Below are 21,660 nucleotides of genomic sequence, written 5' to 3'. Positions count from 1 at the left end.
GGGCACGGGTGCCGGGTGTCAGATGCGGACCTCGACGGTGCCGACGGCCTTGTCGTGGAGGCCGCGGGTGTCGCGGTCCCAAATCGCGGCGGGCACGATCAGGCAGAGCAGCAGGGTGCGCAGCAGCACCTGCGGGATCGAGGCGCGGGCGCCGTCCAGCCGGACGACGCGCAGGCCGAAGAGCCGCTTGCCGATGGTGGTGCCGCTGGTGGTGAGCAGGACGACGGTGACCACGTAGAAGAGCGGGGTCGTCCACAGGTTGGCGCCGGCCTGGTCGCCGCGGGAGAGCAGGCCGTAGGCGACGAGGCTGCAGAGCCAGCCGTCGACGAACAGGGCGCCGAGGCGCCGGCCGGGGCCGGCGACGGAGCCGGGGCCGTCCTTCGGCAGACCGAGGCGCTCGCCGCGGTGGCCGAAGTCGGCGCCCATCTTCTCGGCGGCGGCCTTCGGCCCGTCCAGCCACGATCCCAACGCATCTCTGGTGTCCACGAAATCCACAGTATCCGGGCTTCACGTGCGATCTTCCGGGGCCTCCCCCGACACGCACGGCACCGGCGGGCGGCCCGGACCGATCGATGCCCGTTTTGAGCGCTTTGCACATCCCGTATGACTTTGCCCACACTCGGGGTGCTGCTGGTTAACATGCAGAGGACGGGGAAATCACCAACCGGAAACGGCCGGCTCCTACGGTGGGCCGGACGCAGCTGAGGAGGATGGATGTTCACCAACGCCGACGAGGTCAGGCAGTACATCACGGACAACGACATCAAGTTCGTCGATGTCCGGTTCTGCGACCTGCCGGGCGTCATGCAGCACTTCTCAGTGCCTGCCTCGACCTTCGACCCGTCCGAGATCCTGATGTTCGACGGTTCCTCGATCCGGGGCTTCCAGGCCATCCACGAGTCCGACATGGCACTCGTCCCCGACCTGGCGACGGCCCGGCTGGACCCGTTCCGATCCGAGAAGCACCTCAACATCAACTTCTTCATCCAGGACCCGATCACGGGCGAGGCCTACAGCCGCGACCCGCGCAACGTCGCCAAGAAGGCCGAGGCCTACCTCGCCTCCTCCGGCATCGCCGACACCGCGTACTTCGGCCCGGAGGCCGAGTTCTACGTGTTCGACGAGGTCCGCTACGAGACCAGTGCGAACGCCTCGTACTACCACATCGACTCGATCGCCGGCGCCTGGAACACCGGCCGGATCGAGGAGGGCGGCAACCGCGGCTACAAGGTGAAGTACAAGGGCGGCTACTTCCCCGTGCCGCCGGTGGACCACTTCGCCGACCTGCGCGCCGAGATGTCGCTGGAGCTCGCCGCCGCCGGCCTGCAGGTCGAGCGGCAGCACCACGAGGTGGGCACCGCCGGCCAGGCGGAGATCAACTACAAGTTCAACACCCTGCTGCACGCCGCCGACGACCTGATGCTGTTCAAGTACATCATCAAGAACGTGGCGTGGCGGAACGGCAAGACCGCCACCTTCATGCCCAAGCCGATCTTCGGCGACAACGGTTCCGGCATGCACGTCCACCAGTCGCTGTGGACCGAGGGCTCGCCGCTCTTCTACGACGAGCAGGGCTACGCCGGCCTCTCCGACACCGCGCGCTACTACATCGGCGGCCTGCTCCGCCACGCGCCCTCGCTGCTGGCCTTCACCAACCCCTCGGTGAACTCCTACCACCGCCTGGTGCCGGGCTTCGAGGCGCCGGTCAACCTGGTGTACTCGCAGCGCAACCGCTCCGCGGCGATCCGCATCCCGATCACCGGGTCGAACGCCAAGGCCAAGCGCATCGAGTTCCGCGCGCCCGACCCGGCGTCCAACCCGTACCTGGCCTTCTCCGCCATGCTGATGGCCGGGCTGGACGGCATCAAGAACAAGATCGAGCCGCTGGAGCCGGTCGACAAGGACCTCTACGAGCTGGCCCCCGACGAGCACGCCGCGGTGCCGCAGGTGCCCGCCTCGCTCGGCGCCGTCCTCGACGCGCTGGAGGCCGACCACGAGTACCTGCTCGCGGGCGGGGTGTTCACCCCCGACCTGATCGAGACCTGGATCGACTTCAAGCGCACCAACGAGATCGCCCCGATCGCGCTGCGGCCGCACCCGCACGAGTTCGAGCTCTACTTCGACCTGTAGGCCCTACGGTGCGCCGTCGGCCTCCGTCCCCACCCCGGGGACGGGGGCCGCGGTGCGCCCGGCGGCGTCCAGGGCCTCGCGCAGGCGTCCGCCGTGGGCGGCCAGCAGGCGGACGGCGTCGGCGGGGGCGAGACCGGTGAGCAGGGTGAGGACCGCGGGCTTCACCTCGCCGCCGGCGGCGTCCAGGGCGCGGTCGGCGGCCTCGGGGGCGGCCCCGGTGGCGAGGGCGACGATCCGGCGGCAGCGGGCCCTGAGCTTCTCGTTGGTGGCCCGCAGGTCGACCATCAGGTTCCCGTAGGTGCGGCCGAGCCGGACCATGGTGATCGTCGACACCATGTTGAGCACCAGCTTCTGCGCGGTGCCGGCCTTCAGCCGGGTCGAGCCGGTGAGCACCTCCGGGCCCACCACCACCTCGATCGGGTGCTCGGCCGCCGCGCCCAGCTCGGAACCGGCGGTGCAGGCCAGGCCGACCGTCAGCGCGCCGCGGGCCCGGGCGTGCGCGACGGCGGCCACCGCGTACGGCGTCCGCCCGGAGGCGGAGACCCCGATCACCGCGTCGTCCGCGGTCAGGCCGATCCCGTCCAGGTCCGCGACGGCCAGCCCGCGGTCGTCCTCGGCCCCCTCCACGGCGTTCAGCACCGCCTCCGGGCCGCCCGCGATCAGGCCGACCACCAGCTCCGGGTCGGTGCCGAAGGTGGGCGGGCACTCGGCGGCGTCCAGCACCCCGATCCGCCCGGCGGTGCCCGCCCCCGCGTAGACCAGCCGCCCGCCGCGGGCGAGCCGCGCGGCGATCGCGTCCACCGCCGCGGCGATCTCCGGCAGTCGGCGGCCGACCGCCTCGGGCACCGTGCGGTCCTCGCCGTTCATCAGCGCGGCGATCTCCAGCGTGGGCAGCCGGTCGAGGCCCGCCAGTTCGGGGCGGTGCGCCTCGGTCGCCAGGGTGTCCAGCCGGGCGCGGAGGTCCTCCGTCACGGCGCACCGCCTTCCGTGGTCATGGGGGTCGCGGTGGGCGCGGACGATGTCGGGGCCGGCGCGGCCAGGCCCGGGAGGGTCTCCTGCTCGCCCTCGACGACCCGCACCGGCTCCTGCGGGCCGCGGCACTCGCGGCCGAGGCGCAGCATCCGGGAGAGCGGGTCGTGCAGCAGGCGGCCGCAGCGCCGGCACCGGACGCGCTCCGGCAGCCGCGGCGGGACGGGCGGGATCAGGGCGGGCTGGGACATGGGCCGATTCTCGCGGTAATCCGGTCGCGGCGGCACCGTCCGGCCCGGAAGAATCCCCGCATGTCCGCCGCGCGCCGCACCACCCCGACCGTGTACATCTCCGTCGACGTCGAGGCCGACGGCCCGATCCCCGGCCCGTACTCGATGCTCTCCTTCGGCGCCGCCGTCGCCGGGCACCACGACGCGGACGGCTTCCGGCGGGCCGGCCGGCAGGCGGCCGGCTTCTACCGCGAACTGCGGCCGGTCTCCGAGCGCTTCGACCCGCAGGCGCTGGCCGTCTCCGGGCTGGACCGCGCGGCGCTGCTGACCGGGGGCACCCCGCCGGAGGCGGCGATGGCGGCGTTCTGCTCCTGGGTGGAGCGGGTCTGTGCCGGGCCGGACGGGCGGCGGTACCGGCCGGTCATGGTGGGCTACCCGGCGCCGTACGACTGGCTGTTCCTGTACTGGTACCTGATGGAGTTCGCCGGGCGCAGCCCGTTCGGGCACTCGGGCTGCCTGGACGTGAAGACGCTGTACGCGGCCCGGGCCGGGGTGCCGTTCGCCGGGATCGGCAAGCGGTCGATGCCGGCCTCGCTGCTGCCGGACCTGCCGCACACCCACCACGCGCTGGACGACGCCCGCGAGCAGGCGGAGCTGTTCGCCAACCTGATGGAGTGGGGCGGGCCGGAGCACTGAGTCAGGCCACCCGGACGGGCAGGGTGCGGTACCCGCGCAGCACGAGGCGGTCGCGCCGCTCGGCGGGCCCGGCCGGGGCGAGCGCGGGGAACCGGGCGAACAGCGCGGGCAGCGCGATCCGGGCCTCCAGCCGGGCGAGTTGGGCGCCGAGGCAGTAGTGCGGGCCGCCGCCGAAGCTCAGCGGGTGGCTGTCCCTGCGGGTGGGGTCGAAGCGGGTCGGCTGCTCGTACCGGGCCGGATCCCGGTTGGCCGCGCCGAGCAGCACGAAGACGCCGGTGCCGAGCGGGGCGGGGACGCCGCCGACGTCCAGGCCCTCGGCGAGGGCGATCCGGGAGGTCAGCTGGACGGGCGAGTCGTGGCGCAGCACCTCCTCGGTGAGGCCGGCCGGGGTGACGGCGCCGGACCGCAGCCCGGCGGCGGCCTCCGGGTGGTCGAAGAGCAGGGCGACGGCGTTGCCGAGCAGGTTGGTCGTCGTCTCGAAGCCGGCGACCAGCAGCAGCACCAGGTTGGCGAGCAGCTCGTGGCCGGAGAGCAGCTCGGGCTGCGCCGCGCCGACCTGCACGAGGGCGCTGACCAGGTCGTCCTGCGGGTGGGCGCGGCGGGCGGCGGCCAGCCGGGTGAAGTAGTCGGACAGCTCCTCGGCGGCCGTGTCGGCGGCGGCGAGTTCGCTGTCGTCGATCAGCAGCTCCAGCGCGGCGGTGAGGTCGGAGGCGAGGCCGCGGAAGCGGTGCCGGTCGGCCTCGGGCACGCCGAGCAGCTCGCAGACGACGCCGACCGGCAGCCGGAACGCGAAGGCGTCCATGAAGTCGACCGGGCCGCCGTCGGCGCCCTGCGCGGCCATCGTGTCGAGCAGCCGGTGGACGGCGGCGGTGACGGCGGGCTCCAGTGCGGCGACCCGGCGGGCGGTGAAGACGGAGGAGATCAGCGAGCGCATCCGGCCGTGGTCCGGCGGGTTGCGCTCCAGGATCGAGCGACTCAGCAGCACCTTCGCCGGGTGGTCGGCGAAGCCCGGCTCCCACGCCTCGCGCTGCACCGGGTCGGGGACCCCGAAGGCGGGGTTGCGCAGCACCTGGTCGCAGGCGTGGTGGCCGACGGCCATCAACACTCCGGGACCGCAGGGTGCGACCGGCCCGAGGCCGTGCGCCAGCTCGTACAGCGGGTACGGATCGGCCCGCCCGTCGGGGCCCACCAACTGCTCGATGATCGCTGCGCCGTCCATCCCACGGCCTCCCTCTCGTGTCCTGCGGGTACAACCCTTCGGTGCGGGGCGGGAGTTCCCGGACGGCCCCGGAACCACCCGCCGGCGTGAGGGGTGGCCCGCGCGGCGCCGGGAGTGCGGAGGCCGGCGCGGACACACGACGCCGGAGGGGTCCGGGGCGCCCTCGCTAGGCTGGCGGCATGGAGATCTGGATCAACCCGCGGTGCAGCAAGTGCCGCAGCGCCGTCGCGGACCTGGACGCGGCGGGCGTCGAGTACACCGTGCGGCGCTACCTGGAGGAACCGCCGACCCCGGCGGAGCTGGCGGACGTGCTGTCCCGGCTCGACCTGGAGCCGTGGGACATCACCCGGCTGGACGAGGCCGCGGCCGCGGAGCTGGGCATGCGGCAGTGGCCGCGTGAGGAGGCGGACCGGGGGCGCTGGATCGCGGCGCTGGCCGAGCAGCCGATCCTGATCCAGCGTCCGATCATCACGGCGGACGACGGTCACGCGGTGGTGGCCCGGACGCCCGAGGCCGTCCGCTCGGTGCTGCCCGAGTAGCGGTTCCCCGGGCGACGGCTCCCCGGGCAGCGGCGGCCGCCCGCGCGGCGGCTGCCGGGTCGCCGGTCAGGTCCGCTCGAAGACCCGCACGCCCTCGCCCCGCCGCCAGGCGTGGATCACCAGCCGGTCGCCGGCGACGGTGGTGAGCACCACCTCCTCCGGTTCGAGCCGGAAGGCGTGGAAGGCGCCGGGCGGCGCCTCGGGGAGGTCGCCCTCGTAGGCGGCGAGCTCGGCCGGGTCGGTGATCTCGACGGCGGTGCCGGAGACCTTGGCGTCGCCGTCGGCCATCGACCCGTCGCCGGGGTTGCTGTGCAGCGCGAAGCGGCCGTCCCGGCGCAGGTCGAGGGCCTTCACCGCGCCGTGCATGGAGCCGACGGTCAGGTCGGCGCCGATGAACCGGACCTCGGTGCCGCTGACCCGGGGCGCGCCGCCGCGCCGCAGGGTGGCCAGCACGTGGTGCTTGTTCGCCTCGAACCGGGCCCGCACCAGCGGGGCGAGATCCGGCGCTTCGTACTCGAAGTCCTGCCAGGTCGTCATGGTCCCCAGTCTGGCAGCGCCCGCTGCCAGACTGGCTCCATGACGCAGACGTACACCGCCTTCCTCCGTGCGATCAACGTGGGCGGGCGCACGGTGACCATGCAGCGCCTCCGCGAGCTCTTCGAGGAGCTGGGCCTGGCGCGGGTGCGGTCGTACATCCAGAGCGGGAACGTGTTCTTCGAGACGGAGGAGACCGACCGGGCGGCGCTCACCGCACGGATCGAGGAGCACCTGGAGCGGGCGCTGGGCTACCCGGTGCCGACGGTGCTGTGCACGCTCGACGAGCTGGAGGCGATCGTCGCGGCCGACCCGTTCGCCGGGATCGAGGTGACGCCGGAGCTGCGGCTGTGCGTGCTGTTCCTGTCCGAGCCGCTGCCGGCGGAGCTCGCCCCGCCCGCCTCCTCCCCCAAGGGCGACTGGGAGCTGGTGGGCGCGACGGCGAACGCGGCCTTCGTGGTGCTGCACCTGCGGAACGGCCGGCTGGGCGGCAATCCGGCCACGCTGTTCGGCAGGGCCTACGCCGGGACGGCGACCTCGCGCTTCTTCCACACCACCGTCAAGATCCTGGCGGCGGCGAAGAAGTGAGCCGGGGCGCGGGGAACCTCGCGGTTCCCCGCGCCCGTCACGGGCACCGGCGGGCCGTCGGGGGCACGTCTCAGGGGAGGGCGGGGACGGCCGGGGCGGGCAGCCGGACGCCCGCGGTGCCGAGGCCGGTCGGGCCCGGCGCCACCTGGACCGGCGGGGGCTGGACCGGCGAGGGCTGGACCGGCGGCACCTGGACCGGTGCCGCGGGCAGCGCCGGGCGGTGGTGCCGGGCGATGTCCTCCTCGCTGTAGCGGCGGCACTCCCGGTGCCAGGTGAGCACGGCGGCCATCCAGTCCTGCAGTTCGGCGACGTAGCCGTCGAGCACCGCGCGGGCGGCCGCGTCCAGCTCGAAGTCCTCGTGGAGCTGCGGCAGTTCGTGGTCGGCGACGTGCTGGAACTGGCTCAGCCGGGACTTCATCAGGTCGAGCACGATGCCGAGCGCGGTCGGGTGGTCGCAGTCGAAGAAGTTCTCGGTGACCAGCACCAGGTTGTGCAGCTCGCCCTCGTGCTCGACCTCCTTCCGGTACGAGAAGACGTCGTTGACGAGCATCGCGTAGTCGGCCGCGGAGTTCTCCAGGGCCAGCATCGAGGCGTGCCGGTGGACCTCGTCGGGGACGCCGGGGCCGTGGCCGAGCCGGGCGAGGCTCATGGTGAGGTCGGAGCCGAAGGTGAGGCGGCGCATCTCCAGGTAGTCCACCGGGTCGGGGATGCGGTTCTGCGCCTGGTTGAGCATCTCCCAGAGCCAGGAGTCGAGCATCCGCTCGACCGCGGCGCGGAAGCGGCGGCGGGAGCCGTCGTCCATCGGCTCCGCGGTGCGGGTCCACAGGTCGGCGAGGCCGCGCTCCAGGCCGTCGAGCGGGTCGGCGGCGGGGCCGTCCAGCGGCATGAGGGCGAGCAGCCGCTCGTTGCGCCGCCTGGCGCCGGCGAGGTCCCGGGCGGCGCCGTGCACGGCCGGGTAGAGGTCGTCCGCGTAGGTGCCCCAGGCGAGCCAGTCGGCGGCCAGGTCGAGCTGGTCGGGGGCGGCGTCCGGGGCGATGCCGGCGGCGCAGAGCGCGAAGTCGAAGTCGACCAGCTTCTCCTCCGTCCAGACGCCGGGGACGGGGTCGATCAGCCGCACCCGCCGGGCCCAGTCGACCAGCCGCCGCCGGGCGCCGTCCAGGTGCGGGTTGAGCCTGGTCGGGAAGGGCATTTCGAACCCGGGCGGCGGCGCGGGGGCGACCGGGCGGAACGGGGTGTGGCCGAAGCTGCGGGCGCGGGCCGGGTCGGTCAGGCCGCGCAGCGCCTTGAGCAGGTCGGCGGCCCCGGTGCCGACGCCGGTCGGGCCGGGCAGGTCGGGGACGCGCCCGGCCGCGGCGCCGCCGCCGTTCATGTAGCGGCTGGAGCGCAGGTGCCACTCGTGGCCGCCGGACTGCCAGTCCTGGAGGCCCTTGACGTACTTCATGACGTCGGCGGCCTCGCCCGCGTCGAGTCCGTGCTCGGCGAAGAGCAGCGGGAGTTCGGCGAAGACGGTGTTCTCGAACTGGTGCAGCCGGGAGGTGAGCAGGTCGTTGACCCGCTCGGCCGCCTCCTGGGTGGAGCAGCCGAGGAAGGTCTCCAGCACCAGGACGCCGTTGGAGAGTTCGCCCTCGTCCTCGACCTCGCGCTGGTAGGAGAAGAGGTCGTTGCGCAGGTGGACGCCGTCGGAGAAGGCGTCGCGCAGCACCCGCATCGGCCGGGAGGCGGCGATCGCGGCGGGGACCTCGGCGCCGACGGCGTGTTCGACCAGGCCGGCCGACCAGGGGGCGCCGCCGACCTTGCGGCGCATCTCGATGTACTCGACCGGGTTGGAGATCCGGCCGGCGTCGATGTTGGAGAGCTCCCACATGGACTCCTGGAGCAGGTGCTCGGTGGACTCCCGGAAGCGCTCGCGCCAGTCGGTGGACGTGCCGGGCACGGTGCGCAGCCACAGGTCGGCGAGACCGGCCTCGACCGGGTTGGTGGGCTCGGGCGTGCCCTCGGCGGGGTCCATCGGCATGAAGGCGGGCAGCCGGTCGAGGTAGGCCTTGCCGCCCTTGCGGTCCTGGGTGCGCTTGAACAGCTCGAGGAAGTGGTCGTCGAAGAAGAAGACCCAGACGTACCAGTCGGTGACGAGGGCGAGTTCCTCGGCCGAGCAGTCGGGGTGGGTGTAGGCGCACAGCAGTGCGTAGTCGTGCGCGTCGAGGTCGCGCTCCTCCCAGACGCCCGAGCCTTCCAGCATCCCCATGCCGCGGGCCCACTGCTTGGTGTGGGCCCGGGCGTGGTCGAGGTGGGGGTTGAGCGTCGCCGGGTGCGGGACGTAGAAGTCCGGGAGCTCGAAGGGTTGTGGCACTGCCGGGTCGCCTTTCCTGGGCCGTCCGGCGGTCCGGACGGGTGCGTCCGGGCCGGCGGTCATGATCGCGGCGGAGTCTGCCCGAGCGGCGGCGGCGACACACCGTCGGCGGAGCGGGCGCGGAGGCACGGACGCCCGGTGCGCGCTGGGCGTGAATCGCTGCCCGCCCGGCGCGCACCGGACCGTGCACGCCCCTTTGGCCGCCGGCGGACCGGGGCGGTGCCGGTCAGTGCGGGAAAACCCGAGGTGGGCGCTGTGCGGGCAGCCCGTCGCGGAACTCCTCGACGACCGAACTGATCTGCCGCATCAGAACGGTCCGTTCGATCCGGTCGAGGTAGAGGTGCCGGGCGGCGAGCGCCTCCACCGTGACGCCGAACCAGAGCGTCATCAACGGGTTGACGAACAGTTCACCGCCCTTCGTCCGCTCGGTGAAGCGGACGTCGCCGAACTCGCCCCGCAGCGCGGCCGCGACCGAGCCGTGCACGATGCTGGGGTGCTCCGGGCAGGAGGCCCGGGCGTGCTCGACGGCGTCCAGGTAGAGCGCGCCCTCGCGGCTCTCCCGCGGCAGCGAGAACGCGCCCAGGTAGCCGCCCGCGCGGTCGAGTGCGGCGAGGTTCTCCAGCACCAGCGCGTGGTTGACCCCGTGGTAGGCGTCGACGCCGAAGCCGAGGCAGGCGACCAGCCGGGTCGGGAGGTGGGCGAGGCCGGCGACGGCGGCCAGGCTGGCCATGTCCTCCTCGGGCGTGCCGAGCCCGGCCTCGTCGCCGCGCATCAGGATGTCCGTCCCGCCGTCCACCAGCAGCACCGCGTCGACGCCGAGGTGGTCGGTCAGCGCCCGGTAGGCCGCGCGCAACGGTCGGACGCCGACCGGGGCGAACGCCCAGACGGTGTCCGGCATGCCGTGCAGCCGCAGCCAGCGGGCCAGGGTGCGCTCGGGGAAGTACCGCTCGGCGCTGCGGGTGTCGGGGCGGATCGCGGCGACGTCCGGCGCGAGCCAGACGTCGGTGTCCAGGCCGTACAGGTGGCTGAAGGAGAGGTTGGCCAGGTGGACCTCCTTGCCGGCGGCGCGCAGGGCGAGGGCGATCGGGAGTCCGGCGTAGACGTCGAAGCCGCCGCCGGCCCCGGCGACCAGGATCCGGTCGGCGGCCCTGAGGCGGGTGAGCAGCGGCGGCTCGAAGAGTGCGGGAGCGGTCATCCGGCGGACCTTACCGGTGCGCCCCCGGCCGGGGGTGCGGGTTTTCCCCGCCCCTCCCCCGGACGCCCCGGCGTGCTTCCGCCGGAGTGGAGGAGAGATACCCCCAGGGGTACCCTGGAACGGGAAGGGGCAGCGATGTTCTTCATCGACACCGTGGAACTCACCGGCCTCGGCAACCGCAGCTACCTGGCGGGCGGCGCGGGGGCCGGCGTGGTCGTCGATCCGCCGCGCGACGTCGACCGGCTGATCGCCGCGGCCGCCCGGCACGGGGTGCGGATCGCGCTGGTGGTCGAGACGCACGTGCACAACGACTACGTCAGCGGCGGCCTGGAGCTCGCCCGCCTCACCGGCGCCCGCTACCTGGTGCCCGCCGGCGCCCGGGTCTCCTTCGACCGGGTGCCGGTCGAGGACGGCGACGTGCACCCGGTGGACGCCGGACTCGCCCTGCGGGCCGTCGCGACCCCGGGGCACACCCCGCACCACACCGCCTACGTGCTGGAGGAGGACGGCCGCCCGGTCGCCGCCTTCACCGGCGGATCGCTGCTGATCGGCACCGTCGGCCGCCCCGACCTGGTGGAGCCGCGGCTCACCGAGCAGCTGGCCCGCGCCCAGCACGCCTCCGCGCACCGGCTGGCCGACGCCCTCCCCGACACCACCGCGGTGCTGCCCACCCACGGCTTCGGCAGCTTCTGCGCCGCCGGGCACACGGACGGCGCCCCCGCCGGAACGACCGTCGGCGCCGAGCGCACCTCCAACGACGCCCTGGTCAAGGACGTCGACACCTTCGTCACCGACCTGCTGGCCGGCCTGGAGGACGTCCCCGCCTACTACGCCCACATGGGTCCGGCCAACGCCGCCGGCCCGGCGCCGGTCGACCTCACCCCGCCCCGGCGGGCGGACGCCGCCGAGCTCGCCGCCCGGCTGGCCGCCGGCGAGTGGGTGGTCGACCTGCGCAGCCGGGTCGCCTTCGCCGAGGGCCACCTGGCCGGTTCGTTCAACATCGAGGGCACCGGCAGCCTCGCCACCTACCTGGCGTGGCTGATCCCCTGGGGCAGGCCGGTCACCCTGCTCGCCGCGACCGCCGAGGAGATCGCCGCCGCCCAGCGCGAGCTGGTCCGGGTCGGGATCGACCGGCCCGCCGCCGCGGCCACCGGCGGCCCCGCCGACTGGACGGCCGCCGGCGAGCGGCCGCGCTCCTTCCGACGGGCCGACTTCGCGGCCCTCGCGGCGGCCCTCGCCGCGCCGCCGGCGAACGGCGGCCGGCCCGTCGTGCTGGACGTCCGCCGGGCCTCCGAGCGGGCCGACGGTGCGGTCGCCGGGTCGCTGCACATCCCCGTGCACCTGCTGCCCGGCCGGATCGGCGAGGTGCCGCCCGGGCCGGTCTGGGTGCACTGCGCCGGCGGCATGCGGGCGGCCATCGCGGCCTCGCTGCTGGACGCCGCCGGGCGCGAGGTGGTGGCCGTCGACGACTCCTTCGACCGTGCCGTCCTGGCCGGGCTCACCGCCGCCCCGCGGCGGAGCACCGGCGACGCGACGGCCTGACGGGCGGGGTCAGGGCAGCAGCACGGCCTCGATCCCGGCCACGACCACGGCGAGCCCGCGCTCGAAGCGCCGCTCGAAGTCCTCGAACAGGCCGGTGCCGGAGGCGGCGGCGAGCGGGTGCTCGGCCCCCATGGCACGGGCCCGCTCCTCGGGGTCGTAGCCGGGGGCGCGTTCGCCCGGCAGCGGATGGACGGCCTGTTCCTCGATGACGAAGCCCACGGTGAAGGAGTAGGCGGTGAAGTAGGCCTCCACCGCGTCGTCGACCGTGAAGCCGCCGCGGACGAAGGCGCGCAGCTGCTCCTCCAGGCGGCCGGCGTGGCCGGTGTCGGTGAGGCGGGTGCCGCTGAAGACCTTGGCGCCGTCGCGGTGGCCGAGCAGGGCGCGGCGCAGGGTGCGGCAGGTGAGCAGCAGCCAGTCGCGCCAGTCGGCGTCGGGGCCGGGCGGTTCGGCGGCGGCGGTCATCCGGCGCAGCATCTCGGTGGCCATCTCGTCGAGCAGGGCCTGCTTGTTGGCGAAGTGCCAGTACAGGGCGGGTGCCTTGACGTCGAGTTCGGTGGCGATCCGGCGCAGGGTGAGGCCCTCCAGGCCCGTCTCGTCGAGCAGGCGCAGCGCGGTGTCGACCACGCGTGCGCGTTCCAGTTTGGCCGCCACGTCCTCCACCTCCGCCGCCGGGCCCGTCCGGCCCGCACTGTGCCGCATCCGCACCCCCTTGACAATTTAACACCGTTAAGTGGATCCTCGGCGCATCGCCACTTAACAGCGTTAAGGAGATCGGCATGCACACCGACGTCCTGATCGTCGGCGCCGGCCCGACCGGCCTCGTCCTCGCCTGCGACCTGGCCCGCCGGGGCGTCCGGTTCCGGCTGCTGGAGCAGGCCCCCGGCCTCTTCCCCGGCTCGCGCGGCAAGGGCCTGCAGCCCCGCACCCAGGAGGTCTTCGACGACCTCGGGGTGATCGGCGCCGTCCGCGCCTGCGGCTCGCCCTACCCGCCGATGCGGTCCTGGCAGGGCGCCGAGCCCGGCCCCGAGTGGGACCTGATGGAGCGCCGGCCCGCCGAGGACGGCGTGCCCTACCCGGAGGCGTGGATGCTCCCCCAGTGGCGCACCCAGGAGATCCTCCACGCACGGCTGCTGGAGCTCGGCGGCTCGGTCGAGTTCGGCACCGGCGTGCTCGCCGTGCGGCAGGACGCGGACGGCGTCGAGGTGGACACCACCGCCGGCACCGCCACCGCCGCCTACCTGGTGGCCGCGGACGGCGGCCGCAGCACGGTGCGCCGCGCCGTCGGCATCCCGATGGCCGGCGAGACGGTCGACCCCAGGGCGGCCCTGATCGCCGACGTCCGGATCGAGGGGCTCTCCCGCGACCACTGGCACGTCTGGCGGGACGCCCCCGGCGGGGCCGCGCTGCTCTGCCCGCTGCCCGGCGGCACCGCCCGGGACTTCCAGCTGTTCGTGCAGTACGACGAGGGCGAGCCGGACACCTCCGCCGAGGGCGTGCGGCGGACGGTCGCCGAGCGCACCCCGCTGCCGGCCTCGGCGGTCCTGGAGGTGCGCTGGGCCTCCGGCTTCCGGCCGCGCGCGGCGCTCGCCGACCGCTTCCGCAGCGGCCGGGTGTTCCTGGCCGGGGACGCGGCGCACGTGCACTCCCCGGCCGGCGGCCAGGGCCTGAACACCGGCGTGCAGGACGCCTACAACCTGGGCTGGAAGCTCGGCCGGGTGCTGTGCGACGGCGCCCCCGCACACCTGCTGGACAGCTACGAGCCGGAGCGGCTGCCGGTGGCGGCGGACGTGCTGGAGATGAGCACCTCGCTGCACCGGGCCGGCGCGGTCGGCCCCTCCGCCAAGCGCGGTCCGCGCACCGGGCAGCTCGGCGTCGGCTACCGCGGCGGCCCGCTCAGCGAGGAGCGCCGCAGCGGTCTCGGCGAGGACGACCTGCAGGCCGGCGACCGCGCCCCGGACGCGGCGTGCACCGCCGCCGACGGCACCGGGCAGCGGCTGTTCGACGTGCTGCGCGGCCCGCACGCGACGCTGGTCGTCGCGGGTACGGCGCTGCCCGTCCCCGCCGGGCTGCCCGCGGACGTCCGCACGGCGCGGGTCCCCGAGGGGTGGGGCGAGGGCTACCTGCTCGTCCGGCCGGACGGCTACGTCGGGCTGGCGACCGCGGACGCGGCCGACCTGGGCCCGTACCTGGCGGCGCTGGGCACCGCCTGACCGGGCGTCAGCAGCCCCGGCCCCAGAGCTGCTCGGAGCAGCGGGCGTAGGTGGCCCGCCAGTGCGGCCAGTGCCGGGCGGTGGCGTCGTCGCAGTCGGCGAGCAGCCGGTCGATCTGGGCCTCGTCGACGCCGTCCAGCAGCCAGACCAGGGCGTCCGAGGAGGCCGGGCCGTCGGCGGCGCGCAGCAGGTCGAGGAGCTCGGGCAGGGTGCCGATCCGCGAGCCCGCGGGGAAGATCCCGGCCATCCGCGGCAGCAGCTGGCGCTCCTCGATCCGCAGGTGGGTCTCCAGCCGGGCGGCGAGCTCCTCGACCGCGTAGGCGACCGGCCAGGTGCTGGCCGGGTCCCGGGTGGCGATCCGGACCAGGGTGGTGACCCGGGTGAAGGAGTGGTCGAGGTTGTGGTGGTCGGCCTCCAGCCAGTTGAGCAGCAGGCGCAGCTCCGGCGCGAAGCGGCGCAGCAGCGGCCAGAGCCGGGTGTCCTGCTGCTCGTGGTGGCAGGTGAGCATGGCGGTCATGAAGTCCCAGTGCCGCTGCAGGGCCTGGGCGGCGGCCTCGTCACCGGGCTGCAGCAGGCGCAGGGCGTTGGGCAGCCGGGCGAGGTCGCGGCGCAGCGCCGCGTGCACCAGGCGCAGGCCGGCGAACGGGATGGGCTCGACGTCCGGCATCCGACGCTCCGCGTGCGGCTGGGCGGGGACCTGTGGCGAGTCGACGGGGAGCAGGTGACAGGACATGGCGCTCTCTTCGCGGCTGACTGGGGCTGGAACGGCTCCGGCACCGCGAGTGGTGCTCGGCCTGGGGCTCCAGCGTGCGGAAAGCCCATCAGAGTCGAATCAATGACCGATTGACGCGCAGGTCAGCGGGGTGATCGGGACGTTCGAACGATCCGGTCGATCGCCGCGGGCCCGGGCGCCGGGGTGCCCGGCGCCCGGGCGGGCGCACTGCGGCTGGAACGGCGCGGGCCGGCGGGCTGCACCCGCCGCCGGAATGGAGTATCCCGCTCCGCGGCGGCCGGCGGGGGCGGACTCGCCGAATTCGTGCACCCCGCCGTCGCGCCCGCCGTCCCCCGACGGTGCGTCAGTCCGCCTCCGGTCCGGCCAGGTTCTTGCTCAGCCACTGCAGGGTGTCGGGGATCATCTTCTTGAAGTCGGAGGTGAGGTGCTTGCCGCCGGGCTGCTCGTAGTACTCGACGGTCAGCGGCGGCGCCGCCTTCTTGACCCAGGCCTTGACCAGCCCGGTCTCGTACGCGTTGGAGCCGCCGGCGGTGGCGAGCATCCGCACGTCCGCCTTGCCCAGGGCGACCAGCTGGCCGGGGCTGTTGGCCAGGCGCTCCTGCTCGTGGCCGTGCCAGAGCGGCGAGTCGGGGTTGAAGTAGCCGTCGATCGGGACGGCCGCCTTGAACGTCTCCGGGTGCTGCAGGGCGAGCTTGGCGCTGCAGAACGCGCCGGTGGAGGCGCCCATCAGGCCCCAGCCGTCGCGGCCCTTCACGGTGCGGAAGTTCGCGCGGACGAAGTCCGGGATGTCCTCGGCCATCCAGGTGCCGATCTTCGGCTGGCCCGGGATGTCGGAGCACTCCAGCGCCTTGGACTCGCTGGAGTTCAGGTTCTGCACCGGCATGATCAGGATGAACGGGTGGGCCTTGCCCGCCTTGGAGAGCTCGGCGTCGATCTTCTGGATCGGCAGCTGGTTGTCCGTCCAGGTGTTGTAGCCGGCGCTCTGCCCGCCCGCGTACAGGGTGAGCACCGGGAACCCGTGCTTGGCGTACGCGGGGTCGTTGTACTGCGGCGGCAGCCAGACCCAGACCTTGCCGCTGACCCCGGACTTCGGGCCGTTCAGCGTGGTCATCATGATCGGCCCGGCCTCGGTGTCGCGGACCTTCTTCAGGTCGGCGGCCGGCCCGGTCGGCATCAGCACCTTCGAGGGCTTCGGCGGCGGCGTGGGGCTCGCGGACGCGCTGGACGCGGCCGGCTTCGCCCCGTCCTGCGAGTTCGACGGCCCGCCGGAGCTCCCGCAGCCGGTCAGCGCGGCGGCCAGGGCGGCCGCGGCGGTGCCCGCGAGGAGGGTACGGGTACGGACGGCCCGGCGGCGGGCACGGGAGGGCTGCGGCTGCACGTTCGATCTCTCCGACGGTGGGACGCCCCGGGACGGCCGGACGGCCGCTGCCCCGGGCGGGGCCTGTCCGGGGCGCGGCGCAGCGGCCCCGAACACCCCGGAACGGCACGGTTGCCCGAAGGGCGAACGTCCGTGCCGTTCGTGATCCTATGACGCCGGCCCGCGCGGACCCGGTTGCGACAGGGCGGGCAACCGGCCGACCGGCGGGGATCCGCCCCCGCCGGTCGGCGGGGTACGGGAGGTTGCACCAGCCGCGCACCGCCCGGGCGGCCGGCGTGTTGGCGGCTTCGACGGGTGACACCGGGCGGCCCTCGGCGCGATCATCGACGGACGCCGGGAGTACCGCGCGGCCCCGGCCCGCCGGACGCCCCGGGCCACCGCCGGACACCGCCGGACTTCCGCCGAAACCGCCGCCGAACCGAGGGAGCGCCCGCCGTGCCGCAGCAGATCGCCGTCGTGACCGGGGCGGGCAGCGGGATCGGCCGGGCGGTGGCCCTCGAACTGGCCGCCGCCGGCTGGGTGCCGGTGCTCGCCGGCCGCCGGGCCGGGCCGCTGCGCGAGACGGCCGCACTGGCCGGCGGCGGCGCGGTCGCCGTGCCCGCCGACGTCACCGACCCCGCCTCGGTGGACGCACTGTTCGCCGAGGCCGCCGAGCGCTTCGGCCGGATCGACCTGCTGTTCAACAACGCCGGCACCTTCGGCGCGCCCACCCCGGTCGAGGACCTCGCGGTGGCGGACTGGCTGGCGGTGGTGGACCTCAACCTGACCGGCGCCTTCCTCTGCGCGCAGGCCGCCTTCCGGCAGATGAAGGCGCAGCGCCCGCAGGGCGGCCGGATCATCAACAACGGCTCGATCTCCGCCCACGTGCCGCGGCCGCACTCGATCGCCTACACCGCGACCAAGCACGCCGTCACCGGCCTCACCAAGTCGCTGTCGCTGGACGGCCGGCCGTACCGGATCGCCTGCGGCCAGATCGACATCGGCAACGCCGCCACCGACATGACCGCGGCGATGGCCGCCGGGGTGCGGCAGGCGGACGGGCGGATCGCCCCCGAGCCGGTCATGGACGCGGCCGACGTCGCCCGCACCGTCCGGCACATGGCGGAGCTGCCGCTGGAGGCGAACGTGCAGTTCGCCACCGTGATGGCCACCGCGATGCCGTACATCGGGCGCGGCTAGCGGCCCGGCCCTTCAGGGGCTTCCGGGACGCCGTGGACCATGCCGACGGAGACATGACATGAGAGCGCTCTCGACCAGAAGGTGGCGCCGGGCCGGGAAACTGTCAACCCGTCACGTCGATTCGCGAAGGAAGAAATCGGCGGCCAGCGCGCCTGCACGCCCGCCCGCCAGAGCGGCTTCCACACCTACGCGGTGGAGTGGGACCGCTCCACCAGCCCGCAGCAACTGCGCCGGTACCTGGACGGCGTGCGGTTCCACACCGTCGACTCCGACCAGGTGGACGCGACGACCTGGAACAACGCCACCGGCCACGGCTTCTTCGTCATCCTCGACGTGGCCATGGGCAGCGGGTTCCCCGGTGCCTTCGGCGGCGGACCGGACGGCGGCACCGTCTCCGGCCCACCGGTCCCCGCCCCGCGGCGGGGACCGGCGCCGTCGGACGGAGCACCGGGTCAGCTGCCGTACCGGGCGGCACGGGCTTCGGCGTACAGGCACGGCGGGAATTCGGGGTGCGTCACCCAGCCCGCGAGGGCCTCGACGACCACGGCCCACGCGCCTGCGGCCCCGACCGGCTCACCGCGGTCCACGGCCACCTTCGCCCTCGCCATGTGCTTGTCCACCACGTGGGACCAGGCGTCGAAGGCCGCCACCACCTCGGGCCCGCAGGTGCCGAGCTCCGCCCGGTTGCGTCGCTGCCGGGTGATGACGAACGCCCTCGCCGCGTCGAGCTGTTCGCCGGTCGGCGGGGTGGGGGCCGTACTCATGGGTGTCTTCGCTGTCCGTCCGGTCGGGGCCGTGGTCACTCGTCGTGCGAGTGCCGGTAGCACGGTACCGGGCCGTCGGGGTCGAGCCGGTAGACGCTGGTGGTGGGCCAGTACTCGCCGGCCTCGGTGGCGGGGAGGTCGGCGCGCAGGACCATGCGGAGGGAGGGCGGGGGCGCGAACGCGTGGACGCGCTTCAGATGGCCGTCCCAGCGGCCGCCGCGGAGTTCGAGGTCCAGGATCGCAAAGGTGGTGGGGGTTGTGGTCACGCCGGCGATGCTGGCAGCCGGGCGCCGAGCGGAGCGGCGGGACGGCCCGCACTCCACTCCTTCGGGGGGTTTCGCCGCGGCAACCGTGACGGCCGCCGCACCACGGGGGTGCGGCGGCCGTCCGGGTGGGGCCGTCGGGTCGGGACGGGTGTCAGCTGCGGAAGGTGTCGTTCAGGGTGACGAGGCCGCTCGCCGGGACGGTGGCCGTCCGGTTCGCGCCGCTCTCCCAGGTGACGTTCCCGCTCGCGTCCTTGCGGATGTACTTGTACTCGAAGGCGGTGCCGGCGGCCATCGCGACGTCCAGCTTCCAGACCGGGTAGCTCGCCGGGGAGAGCAGCAGGGCGGAGCCGGCGTTCCAGTTGCCGAGGGCCGTGTTGTTGCCGACCACGTAGATGTTCTGGCCGGTCACGGTGGCGGCGTTGACCGCGAACGAGGCCCCGGTGGTGGAGGAGGTCGGGGTGCCGGTCGGGGTGGCCGTCGGGGTGCCGGTGGCGCACGGGTCGCCGCTGCCGACCACACCGTCCTTGACGGTCACGTTGCCGGTGCCGAGCGCGTAGTTGGCGCTGTTGTTGTTGTCCCAGGTGCCGGAGCCGTTGTTGAAGGTGGCGGTGAGGCCGGTCGCGCTGCCCAGGCTCGCGGTGTACTTGACCCAGCCGGTGCAGGCCGCGGTCATCGCGACGCCGGGGACGGTGGTCCAGGTGCCGCCGGTGGGCGCGTAGTGCAGGTAGTAGGCCGACCAGTTCTTGTTCGTGGAGTAGAAGACGGTCGCGCTGTTGCTGCCGGTGGGCGTGGCAGTCGGGGTCGGGGTGGAGGTGGGCTGGCCGCCCGCGCCGACGTAGATGGCGACGGCGTCGCCCGCGCCGACGGTGGCGGTGAACCTGCCGTCGGAGCCGACGGTGTAGCTGGTGCCGGTGCAGCCGCCGGAGACCGGGTCGCCGTGCTGGACGTCGCAGTAGGTGCCGGCGGGCAGCGAGGTCTGGAAGGTCTGGGTGATCGAGGAGGACTCGCGGTTGATCGCGACGAAGCCCTTGCTGCCGCGGCCGAACGCGACGGCGTTGTTGCCGTTGGACCACCAGTCGGTCATCGCGGTGCCGGAGACGGCGTTGCGGAAGCCGACCATGTTGGCGACCTGGCGCCAGGCGTGGGTGCAGTTCCAGCCGTCGCTGTAGCAGGCGTTGACGGTGCCGCCGTTCGGCGGGCCGTCGTCGTTGTTGGTGAAGGCGTAGCCGGAGTAGACGTTCGGCGAGCCGTACGGGTGGGCCAGCATGAAGACGTTGGCCAGCGTGTAGGCGGAGCCGTACTTGTAGGTGAGGGTCGAGCCGTTGCGCTCGGTGTCCCAGTTGTCGACGAAGGTGCGGGCCTGGTCGCTCGCGAGCAGGCCGTTGCCCCAGGTGGACAGGTCGGAGATCCTCCCGCCGTTGAAGGCGCTCTTCAGCCAGGTGCCGGAGCGGAACTCGTCGACGTCGCCGAGGCCGGTGTACTCGGACGGCTGGATCGGCTCGCCGGCGCCGTAGATGACCTCGGTCACCCAGTAGGCGTTCGGGTTGCTCATCTTCGCCTTGATGGCGGACAGGTCGGAGGCGGCGATGTGCTTGGCGGCGTCGATCCGGAAGCCGTCCACGCCGAGGGTGAGCAGGTCGCTCAGGTAGTTGGCGATGGTCTGCTGGACGTAGCCGGAGCCGGTGTCCAGGTCGGAGAGGTTGACCAGTTCGCAGTTCTGCACGTTGGAGCGGTCGCCGTAGTTGCTGATCGCCTGACGGCAGGAGTGGAAGTCCTGGTCCTGGTAGTAGCCCGGGTAGTTGTACTTGGTGTAGACGGTGCCGCCGGTGCCCGTCCCGGAGCCGGCCGACATGTGGTTGACCACCGAGTCGGCGATGACCTTGACGCCCGCCGCGTGGCAGGTGCTCACCATGGACTGGAAGGCGGTGCGGTCGCCGAGCCGCCCGGCGATCTTGTAGCTGACCGGCTGGTACGACGTCCACCACTGGGCGCCCTGGATGTGCTCCTGGGGCGGTGAGACCTCGACGAAGCCGTAGCCCTTGGGGCCGAGCGTGTCGGTGCAGGCCTTGGCGACGGAGTCGAACTTCCACTCGAAGAGGGTGGCGGTGACGTCCTTGGTGCTGGGCGGGGTGGCCTCGGCGGTGGGGGCGATCGAAAGACCGGCACCGATCGAGAGGGCCAGGGCGGCGGACGCGGTGAGTGCGCCGATCGCGCGGCCTCTGCGGCCCGCACTGACGGTGGTGACCACGGTGTCTCCTGGGGCTGGGTGGGGGTGAGCCTGGCCGCCCGCGGCGCAGGGGGTGTGGCGGGCGGTGGCGCAGGAGTGGTGCGGAGGGTGGGGGCGCGACCGCGATACGCCGTCTACGCGGAACCGACTGTGCGAGTTTCTGCAAGACCATTGAAACTTGCAGGAAACTTGCAACGCACCGAAGTTACGACCGGTGTGAACGGAGCGTCAAGGGAGTGGAAGGCAACGAATCGGACTCACCGGTAACATCCGCGAACTCCTGTGATACCTCACACCCGACCCGCCGCATCTAAGAGGGGGACGCCAACCACACCGACAATCGAACGCACCGGGGGACGACGGCATGGAGAGAGCACTCGACTTCGAGGAGTTCGCGAGCTCCCGCACGCGCAGGCTCTTCCAGGTCGCCTACCTCATGTGCGGGGACTGGCACCAGGCGCAGGACCTCGTCCAGACGACGCTCGCCAAGATGTTCGCCGTCTGGCCACGGCTGCGCCGACGGCAGGACGAACCCGGGCTCGACGCCTACGCCCGCACCGTCCTGCTGCGCACCTACCTCTCGCAACGCCGCCTGAAGCGCTCCACCGAGGTCGTGCTCGCCGAGATGCCCGACAATCCGCAGCCGGCCGGCCACGGCAGCGACCTGAAGCTCACCCTCGCCGCCGCGCTCGGCCAACTCCCGCCCCGCAACCGGGCGGTGGTCGTCCTGCGATACCTGGAGGACCACAGCATCGAGGCGGTCGCCGACATGATGGGCATCTCCGCCGGCGCGGTGAAGAGCCTCAACACCCGTTCCCTGGCCCGACTGCGGGAGATCCTCGGCGAGGACCGCGAACTCCTCTTCCGGCTCTGATTCCGGCTCTGATCCCTCCCCGCCCCCTCACAGCTCCCGG

Annotated in this window: 21 protein-coding genes and 1 pseudogene; 9 read left to right on the top strand and 13 right to left on the bottom strand. The window is 73.8% G+C overall.

What is annotated here, in order from left to right:
* Positions 1 to 18 precede the first annotated feature (18 nt).
* Positions 19 to 486 (bottom strand): RDD family protein, encoded by a 468-nt coding sequence (locus tag AB0O09_RS29635; protein ID WP_363546714.1) that lies wholly within the window; start codon positions 484 to 486, stop codon positions 19 to 21.
* 228 nt (positions 487 to 714) lie between these two features.
* On the opposite strand from AB0O09_RS29635, the gene glnA reads away from it, so the two are divergent.
* Positions 715 to 2,130 carry a type I glutamate--ammonia ligase gene (gene glnA, locus AB0O09_RS29630; RefSeq protein ID WP_363546712.1) on the top strand — a complete coding sequence of 472 codons (1,416 nt, stop codon included), beginning with the start codon at positions 715 to 717 and terminating at the stop codon, positions 2,128 to 2,130.
* Positions 2,131 to 2,133: 3 nt separating this feature from the next.
* Here glnA and murQ read toward each other — a convergent pair whose 3' ends face one another.
* Both murQ and AB0O09_RS29620 read right to left on the bottom strand, forming a co-directional pair.
* On the bottom strand, positions 2,134 to 3,102 hold the full coding sequence (gene murQ / locus AB0O09_RS29625; protein WP_363546709.1) for an N-acetylmuramic acid 6-phosphate etherase: 969 nt from the start codon (positions 3,100 to 3,102) through the stop codon (positions 2,134 to 2,136).
* Positions 3,099 to 3,350, bottom strand: coding sequence for a DUF6011 domain-containing protein (locus AB0O09_RS29620; RefSeq protein WP_363546706.1), 252 nt, complete (start codon positions 3,348 to 3,350; stop codon positions 3,099 to 3,101). The genes murQ and AB0O09_RS29620 overlap by 4 nt, the downstream gene beginning before the upstream one ends.
* A 60-nt stretch (positions 3,351 to 3,410) precedes the next feature.
* On the opposite strand from AB0O09_RS29620, the gene AB0O09_RS29615 reads away from it, so the two are divergent.
* Positions 3,411 to 4,025 (top strand): exonuclease, encoded by a 615-nt coding sequence (locus AB0O09_RS29615; RefSeq protein WP_363546703.1) that lies wholly within the window; start codon positions 3,411 to 3,413, stop codon positions 4,023 to 4,025.
* Position 4,026: 1 nt separating this feature from the next.
* Here AB0O09_RS29615 and AB0O09_RS29610 read toward each other — a convergent pair whose 3' ends face one another.
* Positions 4,027 to 5,244, bottom strand: coding sequence for a cytochrome P450 (locus AB0O09_RS29610; RefSeq protein WP_363546700.1), 1,218 nt, complete (start codon positions 5,242 to 5,244; stop codon positions 4,027 to 4,029).
* A 179-nt stretch (positions 5,245 to 5,423) separates the two neighbouring features.
* Between AB0O09_RS29610 and AB0O09_RS29605 the strand changes: the two genes are divergently transcribed.
* Complete coding sequence (locus tag AB0O09_RS29605; RefSeq protein WP_363546697.1) at positions 5,424 to 5,783, top strand: ArsC/Spx/MgsR family protein; 360 nt, start codon at positions 5,424 to 5,426, stop codon at positions 5,781 to 5,783.
* 66 nt (positions 5,784 to 5,849) lie between these two features.
* On the opposite strand, the gene AB0O09_RS29600 is transcribed toward AB0O09_RS29605, so the two are convergent.
* Positions 5,850 to 6,320, bottom strand: coding sequence for a pyridoxamine 5'-phosphate oxidase family protein (locus AB0O09_RS29600; protein WP_344626638.1), 471 nt, complete (start codon positions 6,318 to 6,320; stop codon positions 5,850 to 5,852).
* Positions 6,321 to 6,359: 39 nt separating this feature from the next.
* Here AB0O09_RS29600 and AB0O09_RS29595 point away from each other — a divergent pair, with 39 nt between their 5' ends.
* The gene (locus tag AB0O09_RS29595) at positions 6,360 to 6,905 is read left to right on the top strand and encodes a DUF1697 domain-containing protein (RefSeq protein WP_363546694.1); all 546 of its coding nucleotides are present in this window, start codon (positions 6,360 to 6,362) and stop codon (positions 6,903 to 6,905) included.
* A 70-nt stretch (positions 6,906 to 6,975) separates the two neighbouring features.
* Here AB0O09_RS29595 and AB0O09_RS29590 read toward each other — a convergent pair whose 3' ends face one another.
* Positions 6,976 to 9,252 carry a terpene synthase family protein gene (locus tag AB0O09_RS29590; RefSeq protein ID WP_363546691.1) on the bottom strand — a complete coding sequence of 759 codons (2,277 nt, stop codon included), beginning with the start codon at positions 9,250 to 9,252 and terminating at the stop codon, positions 6,976 to 6,978.
* Between the two features lie 226 nt (positions 9,253 to 9,478).
* Positions 9,479 to 10,447: a DUF1152 domain-containing protein gene (locus tag AB0O09_RS29585; protein ID WP_363546688.1), complete on the bottom strand. Its 969-nt coding sequence runs from the start codon at positions 10,445 to 10,447 to the stop codon at positions 9,479 to 9,481.
* 135 nt (positions 10,448 to 10,582) lie between these two features.
* Here AB0O09_RS29585 and AB0O09_RS29580 point away from each other — a divergent pair, with 135 nt between their 5' ends.
* On the top strand, positions 10,583 to 11,989 hold the full coding sequence (locus tag AB0O09_RS29580; RefSeq protein ID WP_363546685.1) for an MBL fold metallo-hydrolase: 1,407 nt from the start codon (positions 10,583 to 10,585) through the stop codon (positions 11,987 to 11,989).
* Positions 11,990 to 11,998: 9 nt separating this feature from the next.
* On the opposite strand, the gene AB0O09_RS29575 is transcribed toward AB0O09_RS29580, so the two are convergent.
* On the bottom strand, positions 11,999 to 12,688 hold the full coding sequence (locus AB0O09_RS29575; RefSeq protein WP_363546682.1) for a TetR/AcrR family transcriptional regulator C-terminal domain-containing protein: 690 nt from the start codon (positions 12,686 to 12,688) through the stop codon (positions 11,999 to 12,001).
* A 77-nt stretch (positions 12,689 to 12,765) separates the two neighbouring features.
* Here AB0O09_RS29575 and AB0O09_RS29570 point away from each other — a divergent pair, with 77 nt between their 5' ends.
* Entirely contained in the window at positions 12,766 to 14,199 is a 1,434-nt protein-coding gene (locus AB0O09_RS29570) for an FAD-dependent monooxygenase (RefSeq protein WP_363546679.1), read from the top strand.
* Between the two features lie 7 nt (positions 14,200 to 14,206).
* Here AB0O09_RS29570 and AB0O09_RS29565 read toward each other — a convergent pair whose 3' ends face one another.
* Complete coding sequence (locus tag AB0O09_RS29565; RefSeq protein WP_363546676.1) at positions 14,207 to 14,932, bottom strand: hemerythrin domain-containing protein; 726 nt, start codon at positions 14,930 to 14,932, stop codon at positions 14,207 to 14,209.
* Between the two features lie 343 nt (positions 14,933 to 15,275).
* Complete coding sequence (locus AB0O09_RS29560) at positions 15,276 to 16,310, bottom strand: alpha/beta hydrolase-fold protein (protein WP_344626630.1); 1,035 nt, start codon at positions 16,308 to 16,310, stop codon at positions 15,276 to 15,278.
* A gap of 435 nt (positions 16,311 to 16,745) precedes the next feature.
* Here AB0O09_RS29560 and AB0O09_RS29555 point away from each other — a divergent pair, with 435 nt between their 5' ends.
* Together AB0O09_RS29555 and AB0O09_RS29550 are read left to right on the top strand one after the other, a co-directional pair.
* A complete protein-coding gene (locus AB0O09_RS29555) occupies positions 16,746 to 17,489 on the top strand; it encodes an SDR family oxidoreductase (RefSeq protein ID WP_363546673.1) in 744 nt (247 codons plus the stop codon).
* A gap of 168 nt (positions 17,490 to 17,657) precedes the next feature.
* Positions 17,658 to 17,897: pseudogene (locus tag AB0O09_RS29550) on the top strand (1,3-beta-glucanase); the annotation flags it as partial.
* Between the two features lie 44 nt (positions 17,898 to 17,941).
* On the opposite strand, the gene AB0O09_RS29545 reads toward AB0O09_RS29550, so the two are convergent.
* The 3 genes from AB0O09_RS29545 to AB0O09_RS29535 all read right to left on the bottom strand — a co-directional run bounded on the left by AB0O09_RS29545 (position 17,942) and on the right by AB0O09_RS29535 (position 20,767).
* Positions 17,942 to 18,253, bottom strand: a complete 312-nt coding sequence (locus tag AB0O09_RS29545) for a hypothetical protein (RefSeq protein WP_363546748.1) — start codon at positions 18,251 to 18,253, stop codon at positions 17,942 to 17,944.
* Between the two features lie 35 nt (positions 18,254 to 18,288).
* Positions 18,289 to 18,519, bottom strand: coding sequence for a hypothetical protein (locus AB0O09_RS29540; protein WP_344626219.1), 231 nt, complete (start codon positions 18,517 to 18,519; stop codon positions 18,289 to 18,291).
* Positions 18,520 to 18,670: 151 nt separating this feature from the next.
* A complete protein-coding gene (locus tag AB0O09_RS29535) occupies positions 18,671 to 20,767 on the bottom strand; it encodes a carbohydrate binding domain-containing protein (RefSeq protein WP_363546670.1) in 2,097 nt (698 codons plus the stop codon).
* 343 nt (positions 20,768 to 21,110) lie between these two features.
* On the opposite strand from AB0O09_RS29535, the gene AB0O09_RS29530 reads away from it, so the two are divergent.
* On the top strand, positions 21,111 to 21,620 hold the full coding sequence (locus AB0O09_RS29530; RefSeq protein WP_344626218.1) for a SigE family RNA polymerase sigma factor: 510 nt from the start codon (positions 21,111 to 21,113) through the stop codon (positions 21,618 to 21,620).
* Positions 21,621 to 21,660: the final 40 nt, after the last annotated feature.

This window comes from Kitasatospora sp. NPDC093679 (genome assembly GCF_040683455.1).
In the GTDB taxonomy this organism is placed as follows: Bacteria; Actinomycetota; Actinomycetes; order Streptomycetales; family Streptomycetaceae; genus Kitasatospora; species Kitasatospora arboriphila.
This window is presented reverse-complemented; position numbering and strand designations above follow the sequence as displayed.